The following is a 13936-nucleotide window of genomic DNA, read 5'->3' as shown; positions in this document are numbered from 1 at the left end:
TGAAACGTGATTTGTTGCACCCAGGAGAACCCACGTTTCATGCACGAGCTATGCCCGCGCCATCTGTTGCATGACCAAGCGATGAAGTGTCAAAAATCGTTCCAAGCGTGGTGGCAAGAATCTTGCTTTTCAGCAAGTCAAGAAGCACTCGATCGACTGCTTCAACAGCCACCAGGAGACCGCATGCAGTTCAAGAAGACGCCGCTTGCCAGCGCCGTGACCGGATTGGCCCTCATGACCGCAGGCCTGGCCTTTGCCCAGGCGCAGACCAACGAGCTGGAGCGTGTCGTCGTGACCGGCTCCAACATCAAGCGCATCGACGCCGAGACGGCCACGCCGGTGCAGGTCATCGACAAGGTCGCCATCGACCGCAGCGCCGCAGCCAATGTGGGCGAGTTGCTGCGCGACATCTCTGCCAACAGCGGCGGCAGCTACTCCGAAACCTCGATCAACAACCAGAGCGGCGCAGCCGGCGTCTCGCTGCGCGGCCTGGGCCAGAAGTCGACCCTGGTCCTGATCAACGGCCGCCGCATGGCAAACCATGCGATTGCGCAGAACGGCCAGGACACTTTCGTGGACCTCAACAGCATTCCGAAGAGCGCGGTGGCGCGCATCGAAGTGCTGAAGGACGGCGCGTCGGCAATCTACGGCTCCGACGCCATTGCCGGCGTGGTCAACATCATCCTGCGCAAGGACCTGAAGGGCGGTGAGATCGCCGTGAACACCGGCCGCTCCAGCCAGGGTGGCCTGGCCGAGCATGGCCTCAATCTGGCCGGCGGCTTCAGCGCGCTGGGCGGCAAGCTCAGCGTCACAGCGGTGGCTGACCTCTTCAAGCGCGACATGCTGCTGCTGTCCGATCGCCCCTGGCTGAACGGGCTGGACTTCCGCTTCCTGCCCGGCGGCACCTTCTTCCCCGGCGCGTCTGGGGGTACCTGGCAGCGCTCGGTGTTCGTGCCGCCGGCCACGCTGTCCTTGCAGCGACAGGCATTACCCAACTGCCTGGGCGACAGCACGTCAATGAATGCCTTGATTGGCGCTGGTGTCTATAGTGGCACGGCCTGCACCTACACCGTCGACAAATACCTCACCGCTTACCCAGAAAGTACTCGCAAGGGCGGCCTGGCCCGTGCTTCGTTGCAACTGGACGGCGGCATGGAGGCTTTTGCCGAGTTGGCGCTGTCCGACAATAAGAGCAGCTGGATCAACCAACCGCAGACCATGACCAACCAGTCGGTCGTGTTCAATCCGGCGACCGGCGGCTTCTCGGCATTCAGCAACATCATTCCTGCGATCGCCACCGATGCCGATCGTGTGGCCTTGCTGGCTAGCAACAAGCTGGGCGGCTCGGGCACTTCGGCTCGCTTGAACTACACCTTCTTCGATGTCGGTGCCCGCACGTTCGCGCTGGAGAACAAGACCGCTCGAGCCCTGGCCGGCCTGAGCGGCAGCAGCAAGGGCTGGGATTGGGAAGTGGCTGTGGGCAGCTCGCGCAGCGAGGTCGAGCAGAGCACCGGCAATCAGGTCGATGCGCTCGCATTGAGGACTGCGCTCGACAAGGGAGGCTACAACTTCCTCGCACCAAGTACCTCCGACAGCGCCAAGCTGCGCGTCAGCACCATGCGCAATGCCGAGTCCAGGCTGAGCTTTGCGGACGCCAAGGTGTCGACCACCCTGGCTCAGCTCGAAGGCGGCGCACTCGGGTTCGCGGCCGGCCTGGAGGCGCGCCGTGAATCCATGGTCGATACGCCGGATCCGCTGGCGCAGCAGGGCCGCCTGATCGGCACCGGCTCCTCGCGCAACGACGGTTCGCGCTCGGCCAGCGCCGCCTATGCCGAACTGGTGGCGCCGGTGACCAAGCAGCTGGAGTTCCAGCTGGCCGGCCGCGCCGACCGCTACAACGATTTCGGCAATGCCTTCTCGCCCAAGCTTGGCCTGAAGTACGTGTTCTCGCCTGCAGTCCTGGTGCGAGCTTCGAGCGCTCGCGGCTTCCGCGCGCCGACCCTGGTCGAGAACTCGGCCTCCGCCAGCCTCGGCTTCGAGTCGGTGCAGGATCCCGTGCTGAGCAATGCCTCGTCCATCGTCGGTGTGCTCAATACCGGTTCCAAGGACCTCAAGGCCGAGAAGTCGACCTCCAACTCCTTTGGCCTGGTGGTCGAGCCGGTGCGTGGCGTCATCGCCTCGGTGGACTACTACAGCATCGAGCAGCGCAACTTGGTGGCCCTGAACGGCGCGCAGTTCATCGTGCGCAACCCCACGCTGTTCCCGGGTTCCGTGGTGCGCCAGGCCGGCACCAACCAGATCCTGGTGGTGTACGACAGCTATTCCAACCTCGCCAAGGTCAAGACCCAGGGCCTGGACTTCGAGATTGGCGCAAAGTTCGCGCCGCTGCCCATCGGCAGATTCGGCGTGCGCCTCTCGGCCACGCAGTTGCTGAACTGGGAGTACACGGCGAAGGCCGGTGGCGACGCGGTGGACTATGCCGGCCGCAATGACGGTCCGTTCGGCGCCATGCCCAAGCTGAAGGCGCGTGCCACGCTGGACTGGGCGCATGGCGACTTCTCCAGCAGCCTGAGCTGGAACCACACCGGCGCCTACGAGCAGCGCGTGACCACCGGCGCGGGCGTGGATGGGTCTGTGGCCGACATGACCACGGTCGACCTGTTCCTGGCCTATACCGGCGTCAAGAACCTGAAGCTGAGCCTGGGCATCAAGAACCTGGGCGACAGGAACCCGCCGTGGGATGTGTCGACCGGCCTGGGCTACTCGACCGCTCAGTACGACCTGCGCGGCCGCTATCTGCGCGCTGGCCTGGAGTACAAGTTCTGATGCGACGCCTTCTTTCGCTCATCGCTCTTGCGGCCAGTGGCGCTGCCTTTGCGCAGACGCCGCTGGACCAGGACTTGCAGCGCTTCGTCCAATGGTTTGGTGGCGAGTTCGACAACCACGAGCAGGTCTGGCAGCAAAAGCAGGACGCAGCCAAGCTGCCCGGCGGCAAGCCCGAGGACCCGATAGCGCACACCCACCATGTGTTTGCGCCGGTCTCTGTGCCGCAGCTCGGCGAGCGCATCTACTACGTGCAGCAGAACCTGGACGGCGACCCGGCCAAGGTCTACCGCCAGCGGCTCTATCGCATCACGGCCGATGCCGAGGCCAAGGCGGTGAAGCTCGAGATCTTCTCCTTGCCCGATGAGAAGCGCTTCATCAACGCGCACCTGAAGCCGGAGCTGCTCGCCGGCATCGACGTGGCCACCCTGCGCCAGGCCAAGGGTTGCGAGGTGTACTGGCGCTTCGATGCCGCCGCGCAGGCATTTGCCGGCACCATGACACCGGGTGCCTGCAGCTATGTCTCGCCGCGCTTGAACAAGCGCATCATCGTCAGCGACACCTTGAAGCTCAGCGCCAGCGAGATCTGGATCAACGACCAGGCGCGTGACGAGCAGGGCAACCATGTGTTCGGCAGCAAGACGGACACGCCGGTGAAGAACCGCAAGGTCCGCTATTTCACCGGCTGGGCCTTCGGCACGGATCCCGAGGGCCGCAAGCTGCGCGGCGAACGCGCGCTCTTGCTGCACAACGAGGGCCAGGTCGTGCCGCTGGCCTACGAAGACGGCACGCCCAGTCCCTACCAGATCCAGCTGGCGCAGCTGACCTACCAGAACACCACGGCACCCATCCTCAAGCTCGCCCTTCTGGACAGCCGCAAGGAAGGCAAGAGCGTGGCCTACACCTGGGCAAATACCGACGCCAGCCGCATCGGCCTGAACCTGGGCTGGGTTCAGTTCGGACTGACACAAAAGAGCAAGGATGTGTCGCTTGGGACGACGCAGCCCTGAGCCGCGTCCCCTATCCTGGCATCACCTTTTCCCCTCTCCATCGACGCAGTTCCAATGAAACTTCATCGCATTGCTTTCCTCGGGGCCGCCGGCCTGCTCTTGAGCGCCTGTGCGGCCACGAGCAAGCCCGCCGACCCGAATGCCGAGCTGGCCTCGCACCTCAGCGGCTACTTCACCAGCGCAGCCCAGGCGGCCGCCGACAAGGACTATTTCAACATCGAGCTGCGCATCGTGCCGGTCTGGACCGATCGCACGGACGGCCCCTGGCTCTATGTCGAGCAGGCTGATGCTCGCACGCCCGACAAGCCCTACCGCCAGCGCGTCTACCGCCTGGAGACCCAGGGCGGCAAGTACCTCAGCCACATCTACGAATTCAAGGGCGACCCCCTGAAGAACGCCGGCCAATGGAAGCAGGCAGCGCCGCTGGCCGGCCTGAACCCGGCCGACATCGTGCTCAAGGATGGCTGCGCCGTCATCATGGAGCGCCGCGCCGACGGCAGCTATGTCGGCGCTACCGCCGACAAGGCCTGCCCCAGCGTGCTGCGCGGCGCCAGGTACGGCTCGAGCAAGGTGACGCTGGATGCCAAGCTGCTGGAGAGCTGGGACCAGGGCTTCGATGCCGAAGGCAAGCAGATCTGGGGCGCGACCAAGGGCGCCTACAAGTTCGTCAAGATCTCGGCCAAGCCATGATCAAGCGCCTGAGCTTGCTTGTCGCCGCCTGGTTTGCCGCCTCCTCGGCGCTGGCGCTGGATGTGTCCAGCCCCGAGGGCGGGCTGCAGGCCCTGATCAAGATGCGGGCAAGCCTCGATGGCCGCGAGGTGATTGCCGACTGGAAGGTCACGGCCTTTGCCGTCGTGCCCGGCCAGCGCATGCGGCCGCTGTTCCGCCTCGATGGCTTCAATGCGGCGCGGATGGAGAAGCAGGGCGACGGCGGCTGGCGCATGATCTCGCGCGAGGTGGCCTACTACCGCGACCTCAAGACCGGCGAGGTGCTGCAGCGTTTCGCCAACCCGCTGACCGGCCAGACCGACGATGTGCTGCAGGTGGTCAACGACCCGGTCAATGTTGCGTTCCCGGCGCCCACGCCCACCGGTCGGCGCGTGACGCTGGAAGCCAGCGGCGACCAATTGGTGCTGCGCCAGGACGTGCCTCTGCTGTACGCCAATCCTGTCAGCCCCAAGGAATATCCGCTGGAGTCCACCGGCGAGAACTACATCGCCAGTGAGCATTTCACCTATTTCGCCCGCGCCGCCGATGTGCTGGACGACAAGCAGGTCTCTGTGCCGACGCACTACGGCTGGACCCGCGTGGGTCCCTGGCTGCCCTGGATGCGCATGGGTGCGCATGCCGGCCACATCCTCTACGTGGGCCATGGCGCCAAGCTCAGCGGCCCGGAGCAACTGGACCCCGTGGTGCGCGCCTACACCGAGAAGCACCATCCCGAGTTCATGAAGGCGCCTGCCGCGTGGAGTCAGCCAAACGAGACCAGCTGGACTTACTTTCGCAAGCAGCATCCGCCGCAGGCGGCCTCCAGCCCGAAGTGAGAGTGAGAAGACAAAGTGAGAGCACTTGAAGGCATCACCGTGCTGGACCTGACGCACATGCTGTCAGGCCCCTACGGCGCCATGATCCTGGCCGACCTCGGTGCGCGCACCATCAAGGTCGAGCCTCCCGGCAGTGGTGAGGGAACGCGCGCGCTGCTCGCCACCAGCCCGGACTACGCCCGCGACGGCCTGGGCGCCTATTTCCTGACCTTGAATCGCGGCAAGCAGAGCATCGCCCTGGACCTCAAGAGCGAGGCCGGCCGCGAGGTCTTCTACGACCTGGTGCGCCAGGCTGACGTGGTGTTCGACAACTTCAGTGTCGGCGTCACCCAGCGGCTGGGCATCGATCACGAGACGCTGGCCAAGATCAATCCGCGCATCGTCACCTGCTCGGTGTCCGGCTTTGGCGAGACCGGGCCCGATCCGCATCGCCCGGCCTTCGACCAGGTGGTTCAGGCCATGGGTGGCGGCATGTCCATCACCGGCTTTGCCGGCCAGGCCCCGGTGCGCTCGGGCATTCCGCATGGCGACCTGGGCGGTGGCGTGTTCGGCGCCATCGGCGTGCTGGCGGCCCTGGCCTCGCGCGAGCAGACCGGCGTGGGCCGCCATGTCGACGTTTCCATGCTGGACGTGCAGGTGTCCATGCTCAACTACATGGCCACCATGCACCTGATGTCGGGCCACCTGCCCGAGCGCCTGGGCAATGGGCATTTCGTGCACGTGCCCTACAACGCCTTCCAGACGGCCAGTGGCTACATCATCATTGCCTGCATAGGCGACGCCTTCTTCGAGAAGTTCATCGAGGTGCTGGGCCGCGATGAACTGCGCGACCCGCGCTTTCTCAAGCAGCCGGAGCGGCTGGCGGCCAAGGACTTCATCGAAGCGGTCATCAACGAGGAACTGATCAAGCAGGACTCGGCCTTTTGGCTGGAGAAGCTGCGCAGCGCGCGGATTCCCTGCGGGCCGGTCAACGACTTCGAGCAGGCGCTGAACGACCCGCAACTGCGCTCGCGCAATATGGTGGTGCAGGTGCAGCTGCCCAGCGGCGAGGCCGTGGCCATGCCGGGCAACCCGGTCAAGATCTCCGGCTGCGAAGACCCCGCACAGCCCACGCCGCCGCCGCGCCTGGGCGAGCACAGCCGCCAGGTGCTGGCGGAACTGCTGGGCTATTCAGCTGCGCAGATCGAGGCACTGTGCGAAACAGGCGTCGTCCAATGAATGCCAGGCCGCGCGTCCTGGTCAACGAGGTCGGCCCGCGCGATGGCCTGCAGAACCAGCGCGTGCAGGTCGAAATGGAGGACAAGCTGCGCTTGATTGGGGCCTTGGTCGCGGCCGGTGTTTCGTCCATCGAGGCGACCAGCTTCGTGTCGCCGAAGGCCGTGCCGCAGATGGCCGATGCCGACGGCTTGCTGCTGCGCCTGCCAGCGAAGGAGCAGGTTCGTTACTCCGTCCTCGTACCCAACGAACGCGGGCTGCAGCGCGCCATCGCTGCGGGTGCGCGCGAGGTCGCGGTGGTGCTCTCAGCCACCGAGACCATGAACCGCCGCAACATCAATATGGGCTTGGCCGAAGCCCGCGCAGCCTGTGAGGCCACCCTGGCCGCCGCGCGCGCAGCCGGCCTGCGCAGCAAGGCCTATGTGGCCGTTGCTTTCGAATGCCCGTACGAGGGTGTAGTGACGCCTGAGACGGTTCGGACGCTGACCGAAGCGATGTTCAGGGCCGACGCCGACGAGGTGGTGATTGCCGATACGATTGGTGCGGCCTCGCCGGCTGACGTGGCTGCGCTGCTGAACCCCCTGGTCGCGCAGCACGGTGCCGAGCGGCTGTCCATCCATCTGCATGACACGCGGGGCATGGCCGTGGCCAATGCCTGGGCGGCACTGGACGCGGGCATGCGCCAGTTCGACAGCAGCGTCGGCGGCCTGGGCGGATGCCCGTTCGCGCCGGGCGCTGCCGGTAATCTGGCGACCGAAGACCTGGTCCTGCTGGCCGCGCAATGCGGATTCGAGACCGGCATCTCGCTGCCTCCGCTGATGGATGCCATTGACCTGGCGGCTCAGATCACCGGGCGGCCCCTGGGCGGCCGCAGCCATGCCTGGCTGATGCGCCAGTACCGGAGCCATGCGGCATGAGCACGCTCGAAGCGATGAGCGTGGGCCTGGGGCTGAAGCCCGCCTTGCTGGTGATCGATGCGACGCGAGGCTTCACCGATCCGGCCAGCCCGCTGGGCTGCGACGGCAGCGCGGCGCTGGCTCGCATCGCCTTGCTGCTCGATGCCTTCCGCGTGCGCGGGCTGCCGGTGTTCTTCACAAGCAATGCCTACGCCAATCCTTGCGAAGCGGCCGTGTTCCGCCAGAAGCTGCCGGTGCTCAACCAACTCGTGGTTGGCGGCACCTGGGCCGAGATCGACCCGCGCGTGCAGCCCCTGCCTCATGAGCCGGTGCTGCGCAAGACCGTGCCCAGCGCCTTCTTCGATTCACCGCTGCGCACCTGGCTGAGCGCGGCCCATGTCGATGGCACCGTGCTCTGCGGCTTCTCAACCAGCGGCTGCGTGCGCGCTTCGGCCGTCGACGCTCTGCAGTGCGATCTGCGGGTCACGGTAGCGGCCGACGCCTGTGGCGACCGCGATCTTGCAGCCCACGACTACAACCTGCGCGACCTGGGGCTCAAGACCGGCGATGTGCGCAGCAGCGCGCACATCCTGGAATTGCTGAGCCTGCCCCTGGCGCCGATCTAGAACGAATCCCGACCGATTTCGAGGACCCGCATATGAACAAGACCTCCTACCGCCCTTGGCTGATGCTGGCCTTCGCCATGCTGATGCTGCTGGTCAGCAACGGCATGATCCTCAGCGGGCTCAGTGCCTTCGACAAATCGCTGCTGGCCGAGTTCGGCTGGAACCGCGGCACGCTGAAGGCACGCGACCTGATCACGCTGCTGGCCACTGGCCTCGCCGCTCCCTTCATCGGCGCCGTGATCGACCGCATCGGCGTGCGCCGCCTGATCCTGGTCGGCGCTGCCGTGCTGAGTCTTGCCTACTACCTGTACTCACGGGTGGGCAGTCCGATGGAGGTCTACGGCATCCACCTGCTGTTTGCCATCGTGCTGGTGGGCTGTGGCCTCAATGTCGGGGTGATCCTGGTCTCGAACTGGTTCGAGGCCAAGCGCGGCACGGCCCTGGGCATCGCCATCATGGGCACCAGTGTGGGGGGCATGATCTTCCCGCCGCTGATCACGCAGCTGGTGAGCAGCCAAGGTTGGCGGGCCGCCTTTGTGACGCTCGCCGCCGTGCCTGCGGTGCTGCTGGTGCTGGCCGCGCTGGTCGTGCGTTCTCGACCTGCCGATGTGGGCGAGCTTGCCTTCGGTGCGGGGACGGCGAGCAAGGCCGGCGCGCCACAAGGGCTGAGCAGCGGCCTGAGCTTTGGGGAGGCTCTGCGCACGCCCACCTTCTGGATCCTCTGCTTCACAGCCTGCATGACCTTCTACGCCATGATGTCAGCGATGGCCCATCTCTTCCTGCACATGCAGGACCTGGGCTTTGCGCCGCCGGTGGCGGCCAAGGCACTCAGCCTGATGTTCGGCCTCGCCCTGGTCGGCAAGCTGGTGTTCGGTGCCTTGTCCGACTGGCTGGACCAGAAACTGGTTTACCTTGCCAACCTGGCCGTGATGCTCAGCGGCGCCGTGGCACTGGCGACCCTCAAGGTCGACTGGGTGTGGATTGCAGTGGGGCTCTTTGGCTTGGGGTGGGGCGGGATGTACACGATGCTCCAGTTGCAGGCCATCAATGCATTCGGCCTCAAGGCTGCCGGAAAAGTCCTTGGCACGCTGGTGATGGTGGAGGCCATTGGTGGCGGCGTGGGCATCTTCGCCACTGGCGTGCTCTTCGACATCCACAAAAACTACCAGCTGGCGTTTGGCCTGATCTGTGTGCTACTGACTCTGTCGCTGCTGGCATCGACCCGGGTCAAGCGCCTTCAGCTGGGCTAGCGGTAAGGTCGGTTCGGCATAAAAATTGACAAGCCGACCTGACACTTGCCACATTTGATCTGCTTTGAGCTCATCCAGTTCGAACCCTAACGCAGATCCGAAAGTGGCTGATCATTCCAATCCAGCGTCGAGTTGAATGAGAGGGCATGATTGCGCGGGCCGACTTCAGTCTTTCATACGCTGACAGTCAAGGTCTCCGACAGGCTCTGCAAAGGGACCTCTCAGCTCCGAATTGCCAATTTGGCCTCAGGGCGTGACTCCCTTGTGTGCCCTCCATTGCAATCAACAACTGCCGATCTCCAGCAACTGCACGTTGCTGGGATTCACAGACCAGCAAGTGCTACGTATTTGGTAGCGACGTAGTCCTCGATCCCTTGATGGCCACCTTCGCGCCCAAGCCCGGATTGCTTGATCCCGCCAAAGGGAGCCACCTCGGTGGAGATCAGGCCAGTGTTGACGCCCACCATGCCGTACTCGAGCGCTTCGGTGACCCTGAAGATTCGCGCCACGTCGCGGCTGTAAAAGTAGCTGGCCAGGCCGTATTCCGTGTTGTTGGCATGGGCCAAGACTTCTTCTTCGCTGTGAAAGCGAAACAGCGGCGCCAGGGGCCCGAAGGTTTCCTCGCGCGCCACCGCCATGGCTGACGTGACCTCAGCCAGTACCGTCGGCATGAAGTAGTTGCCACCCAATGCATGGCGCTGACCGCCGGTCAGGACCCGCGCGCCCTGGGCTACGGCGTCGGCCACGTGATGCTGCACCTTGGCGACAGCGGCTGCGTCAATCAGCGGGCCTTGCTGAACCCCAGCTTGAAGTCCGTTGCCAACAATCAGTTGACTGACTGCCTGGCTCAAGCGGGTAGCGAATGCATCGTACACGCTGTCATGCACGTAGAAGCGATTGGTGCAGACGCAGGTCTGGCCGGCATTGCGGTACTTGCTTGCCAGGGCTCCCTCAACGGCCGCGTCGAGGTCGGCATCGTCGAAAACGATGAAGGGTGCATTGCCGCCGAGCTCCAACGAGAGCTTCGTGATCGTGGCAGCCGATTGCGCGAAAAGCAGCCGCCCGACCTCGGTGGACCCGGTGAAGCTGAGCTTGCGAACCTTGGCATTGGCCGTGAGCTCGCCGCCAATGGCGCGCGGGTCGCCGGTGAGGATATGCAGCAGGCCGGAAGGGAGTCCTGCCTCTTCTGACAAGACCGCCAGGGCCAGCGCCGAGAAGGGCGTGCTCTCGGCCGGCTTGACGATGATCGGGTTCCCCGCTGCCAGGGCAGGGGCGATCTTGCGCGCAATCATGGCCAGTGGAAAGTTCCAGGGCGTGATGGCGGCGCAGACGCCGATGGGCTCGCGGAACACAAGCAGGCGGCGATCCGTGCTGGGCGCCGGGATGGTTTCACCATAGAGGCGCTTGCCCTCTTCGGCATACCAGTCGAGGTAGGCGGCGGCGTAGGCTACCTCAGCGCGGGCCTCAGCCAATGGTTGGCCCTGCTCACGCGTCATGAGCAGGGCCAAGTCTTCGGAGCGTGCCAGCATCAGCTCGCTCCAGCGGCGCAGGGTCTTCCCACGCTCCTTGGCCGGTCGGCGCCGCCAGGCAGGCCAGGCACGCTCCGCCGCATCGATGGCGCGACGTGTTTCGGTGGCACCCATCCGGGGAACGCTTCCCAGACGCTCACCGGTCGCTGGGTCGTGCACATCGAGCCTGGCGCCGTCATCGGCGTTGACCCATTTGCCGTCCAGCAGCGCAGCCTCCCGCAGCAACACGGGACAGTCAGTATGGCCTTTCATGGTGCAGGCTCCCGCTCAGGCAGTGGTCAATGCATGGCTCAGGATGCCCAATGCTTCGTCGAAGACGCTGCTCGGCGTCGTCAGCGGATGCAGGAAGCGAATCACATTGCCGTGAGTGCCGCAGGTCAGCAGAATCAGGCCGCTCTCGAGGGCGTTGGCCTGGACCCGACGGGTGAACTCCGCGTCGGGCGCTCCGGTGAGTGGAGAGCGGAACTCTGCTGCCACCATGCTGCCGAGACCGCGGATCTCGGCCAGTGCTGGCACCTGGCCCTGCAGCGCAGTCAAGTGGGCGCGCAGCGCTCGTCCCAATAGCTCGGCTCGTTCGCATAGCCCTTCCTCGGCGATCACGTCCAGGACTGCGTGGGCTGCTGCCACGGCAAGGGGGTTGCCCGCATAGGTGCCGCCAAGTCCACCGGGGGCGGCTGCATCCATGGTCGCGCTCCGGCCCACCACGCCCGACAGCGGCAGCCCGCCTGCCAGACTCTTGGCAAAGCAGATCAGGTCGATCGGCACCTGATGGTGGTGCGATGCAAACATTTGACCTGTGCGCGCAAAGCCGGTCTGGATCTCATCGGCGATCAGCAGGATGCCGTGCTGGTCCGCAATCCTGCGAAGCCCGGCGATAAAAGCTTCGGGCGCGGGCGTGAAGCCGCCTTCACCTTGCACGGGCTCGTAGATGAAGGCCGCCACTCGGCCGGGATCGATGGTGCTGCGGAACAGGCGCTGCACACCGTCCAGGGCTTGCTCGACATCGATGCCGTTGATCTCGCTGGGAAAGGGCGCGTGATGGATCTCGGCTGGGAACGGACCGAAGCCCAGCTTGTAGGGTGCCACCTTGCCTGTGAGCGCCATGCCCATCATCGTGCGTCCGTGGAAGCCACCTTCAAATGCAATGACGCCGCTGCGGCCAGTCGCGGCGCGGGCAATCTTGATCGCGTTCTCGACTGCTTCGGCGCCGGTGGTGAAGAATGCAGTCTTCTTGGACCAGTCCCCGGGCGCCAGTGCATTGATGCGCTCGGCCAAGGCCACATACGAGGGGTAAGGGACGATCTGGTAGGCCGTGTGATGGAAATGCTCGAGCTGTGCTTGCAAGGCTGCTTGCACGCGCGGATGCCGGTGCCCGGTATTGAGCACGGCAATGCCGCTGGCGAAGTCGATGTAGCGGCGACCCTCAACATCCCAAAGCTCTGCGTTGAGCGCGCGGGCAGCGAAGAAGGGTTCCAGCACGGCAACGCCCCGGGGCGTTGCCGCTTGCCGACGCGCGTGCCAGTCGGCGTTGCGGGGTCGGAGAGTGGGTTCTGCGGGAGAGGTCAGGGTAGTCATTGCTCGATCACATGGGAAAGCCGAGGGCCTTGATGCTCTTGATCCAGGCGCGCTTCCAGCCGCCTTCGGCGTCGGCACCGTCGAAGGCATGGAAGGTGATGCGTGCGCCCAGCCAGCGAAAGGGTTCGGGTGGGATGTAGGACGGGCTCTGTCGCACGATGTCGAGTTGGCGTTCCGGGCTGTCGCGATCGAACAGCATGTTCAAGCCCATGAAGGCGCCGAAGCGGCTGGCAGCGACACCAAAGCCGGTATAGCCGGCCACGAAAACGGCCTTGCCGCCGAGATAGGGTTTGGCGAAGACGGAGCCGCGCGAGCAGTAGTCGATCTGGCCACCCCATGCATGCGAGAACTTGACGTCGGCGAGTTGCGGAAAGGTTCGATAGAAGGCCGAGGCAAGCCGGTGGTAGGTCTGCTTGCAGCCGTCCTGGGCCGGCGCGTCGTGGCCACCGTAGTGGTAGCTGACCAAGCCGCCGAAGATGATGTTGTTGTCCTTGGTCAATCGGTAGTAGTTCAGCTGCGTGCGTGTGTCGTACACGCCCTGCCGCAGGCGCCAGTCGATCCTGTCGATTTGCTCAGGCGTCAGCGGTTCCGTGGCAAGCACATGATCACGCACCGCCATGACGCGGCGATTGATGTCGGTTACACCGACCTTAGCGGTGCCGGTGCCAAACAGAACCCGCTTCGCCTTGACGCTGCCTTGCGGGGTCTGAACTTGGACGTGCGTTCCCGCATCCTGCGTGTGCTCAAGCGGCGTGTTCTCGTAGATGCGAACGCCCAGCGAGAGAGCCGCGCGCCGCAGGCCCCATGCGAGCTTGGCCGGATTGACGATGCCGCTGCGATGCCGTGACCACAGCGCGCCGGCAAACAGCGGCGAGCGAATATGCTCGGCGGTCTGCGCGCGGTTGAGCAGCACCACGTCATGGCCATAGCGCTTGTGCAGCTCGTAGTCGGCACGCAATTGCTCGAGATGAGCCTCGTCGACGGCCACCGTCATCTCACCGTTCCACTCGATCTCGGCGTCGATGCCGTACCGTTTCAGCGCCGCCTCAAAGCCGTCCAGGTTGACCTGGCCAAAGCTTTCGAGCTGCTCGATGTCCTTGGGGAACACGCGCACTGCGTTCGGAAGGCCGTGCATGACCGAGGTGGAGATGATGCCGCCCGCCCGGCCGGATGCGCCATGGCCCACAAGACCTGCTTCGATCAGGACCACGTCCAGTTCGGGCATCAGTTCCTTGGCTTGCACGGCGGCCCAAAGCCCGGTAAAGCCGCCGCCGACGATCAGCAGGTCGGTCTCTGTTGGTTCGCTCAGCGCGGGCGCAGGCGTTGGGGCTTCATGCGTATCCAGCCAGAACGGCAGCAGCCGTGTGTTCTCAAGAGCCTCGTCCAGACTGAGCCGGTACCCTTCGGTCGGACCTGGTCTCGCGTCAATGGTTCTGATTGCGTCAAGCGCCTCTGAAATCGCCATCTT

The 13936-nt window shown here is 64.9% G+C and carries 11 protein-coding genes; 8 read left to right on the top strand and 3 right to left on the bottom strand.

The features are described from left to right. The first annotated feature begins 183 nt into the window (after positions 1-183). From ABT392_RS16635 to ABT392_RS16600, 8 genes are read left to right on the top strand one after another with little or no spacing between them, the layout of a single operon-like run. The gene (locus ABT392_RS16635) at positions 184-2826 is read left to right on the top strand and encodes a TonB-dependent receptor plug domain-containing protein (protein ID WP_395385215.1); all 2643 of its coding nucleotides are present in this window, start codon (positions 184-186) and stop codon (positions 2824-2826) included. Beyond that, on the top strand, positions 2826-3833 hold the full coding sequence (locus tag ABT392_RS16630; RefSeq protein ID WP_395385216.1) for a chromophore lyase CpcT/CpeT: 1008 nt from the start codon (positions 2826-2828) through the stop codon (positions 3831-3833). Before ABT392_RS16635 ends, ABT392_RS16630 begins: the two co-directional genes overlap by 1 nt. A 54-nt stretch (positions 3834-3887) precedes the next feature. Continuing rightward, entirely contained in the window at positions 3888-4523 is a 636-nt protein-coding gene (locus ABT392_RS16625; protein ID WP_395385218.1) for a CpcT/CpeT family chromophore lyase, read from the top strand. Continuing rightward, positions 4520-5377, top strand: coding sequence for a DUF1838 family protein (locus ABT392_RS16620; protein ID WP_395385219.1), 858 nt, complete (start codon positions 4520-4522; stop codon positions 5375-5377). The genes ABT392_RS16625 and ABT392_RS16620 overlap by 4 nt, the downstream gene beginning before the upstream one ends. Before the next feature lie 15 nt (positions 5378-5392). After that, entirely contained in the window at positions 5393-6595 is a 1203-nt protein-coding gene (locus ABT392_RS16615) for a CaiB/BaiF CoA transferase family protein (RefSeq protein ID WP_395385220.1), read from the top strand. Beyond that, a complete protein-coding gene (locus ABT392_RS16610) occupies positions 6592-7509 on the top strand; it encodes a hydroxymethylglutaryl-CoA lyase (protein ID WP_395385221.1) in 918 nt (305 codons plus the stop codon). Before ABT392_RS16615 ends, ABT392_RS16610 begins: the two co-directional genes overlap by 4 nt. After that, positions 7506-8114: an isochorismatase family protein gene (locus ABT392_RS16605; RefSeq protein ID WP_395385222.1), complete on the top strand. Its 609-nt coding sequence runs from the start codon at positions 7506-7508 to the stop codon at positions 8112-8114. Before ABT392_RS16610 ends, ABT392_RS16605 begins: the two co-directional genes overlap by 4 nt. A gap of 32 nt (positions 8115-8146) precedes the next feature. Beyond that, entirely contained in the window at positions 8147-9364 is a 1218-nt protein-coding gene (locus ABT392_RS16600) for an MFS transporter (RefSeq protein WP_395385223.1), read from the top strand. Between the two features lie 323 nt (positions 9365-9687). Here the strand turns inward: ABT392_RS16600 and ABT392_RS16595 are convergent, their stop codons facing one another. Genes ABT392_RS16595 through ABT392_RS16585 form a run of 3 tightly spaced genes read right to left on the bottom strand, consistent with a single transcriptional unit; the run spans position 9688 to position 13933 of the window. Continuing rightward, the gene (locus ABT392_RS16595) at positions 9688-11145 is read right to left on the bottom strand and encodes an NAD-dependent succinate-semialdehyde dehydrogenase (protein WP_395385224.1); all 1458 of its coding nucleotides are present in this window, start codon (positions 11143-11145) and stop codon (positions 9688-9690) included. A gap of 15 nt (positions 11146-11160) precedes the next feature. Continuing rightward, positions 11161-12468 (bottom strand): 4-aminobutyrate--2-oxoglutarate transaminase, encoded by a 1308-nt coding sequence (gene gabT, locus ABT392_RS16590; protein WP_395385225.1) that lies wholly within the window; start codon positions 12466-12468, stop codon positions 11161-11163. A 7-nt stretch (positions 12469-12475) separates the two neighbouring features. Further along, a complete protein-coding gene (locus tag ABT392_RS16585) occupies positions 12476-13933 on the bottom strand; it encodes an NAD(P)/FAD-dependent oxidoreductase (RefSeq protein ID WP_395385226.1) in 1458 nt (485 codons plus the stop codon). Positions 13934-13936: the final 3 nt, after the last annotated feature.

It is taken from the genome of Paucibacter sp. JuS9, from assembly GCF_044043925.2.
Taxonomy (GTDB): domain Bacteria; phylum Pseudomonadota; class Gammaproteobacteria; order Burkholderiales; family Burkholderiaceae_C; genus JAUASW01.
Note: the sequence above shows the minus strand (reverse complement) of the source record. Positions and strands in the feature narration are given on the sequence as shown.

What these genes read in the sequence shown, in the direction of transcription:
- ABT392_RS16630 (WP_395385216.1), top strand. Translation starts at nt 2,826, where the DNA reads ATGCGACGCCTTCTTTCGCTCATCGCTCTTGCGGCCAGTGGCGCTGCC.
- ABT392_RS16620 (WP_395385219.1), top strand. Translation starts at nt 4,520, where the DNA reads ATGATCAAGCGCCTGAGCTTGCTTGTCGCCGCCTGGTTTGCCGCCTCC.
- ABT392_RS16605 (WP_395385222.1), top strand. Translation starts at nt 7,506, where the DNA reads ATGAGCACGCTCGAAGCGATGAGCGTGGGCCTGGGGCTGAAGCCCGCC.
- ABT392_RS16600 (WP_395385223.1), top strand. Translation starts at nt 8,147, where the DNA reads ATGAACAAGACCTCCTACCGCCCTTGGCTGATGCTGGCCTTCGCCATG.
- ABT392_RS16625 (WP_395385218.1), top strand. Translation starts at nt 3,888, where the DNA reads ATGAAACTTCATCGCATTGCTTTCCTCGGGGCCGCCGGCCTGCTCTTG.
- ABT392_RS16635 (WP_395385215.1), top strand. Translation starts at nt 184, where the DNA reads ATGCAGTTCAAGAAGACGCCGCTTGCCAGCGCCGTGACCGGATTGGCC.
- ABT392_RS16595 (WP_395385224.1), bottom strand. Translation starts at nt 11,145, where the DNA reads ATGAAAGGCCATACTGACTGTCCCGTGTTGCTGCGGGAGGCTGCGCTG.
- ABT392_RS16585 (WP_395385226.1), bottom strand. Translation starts at nt 13,933, where the DNA reads ATGGCGATTTCAGAGGCGCTTGACGCAATCAGAACCATTGACGCGAGA.
- ABT392_RS16610 (WP_395385221.1), top strand. Translation starts at nt 6,592, where the DNA reads ATGAATGCCAGGCCGCGCGTCCTGGTCAACGAGGTCGGCCCGCGCGAT.
- gabT (WP_395385225.1), bottom strand. Translation starts at nt 12,468, where the DNA reads ATGACTACCCTGACCTCTCCCGCAGAACCCACTCTCCGACCCCGCAAC.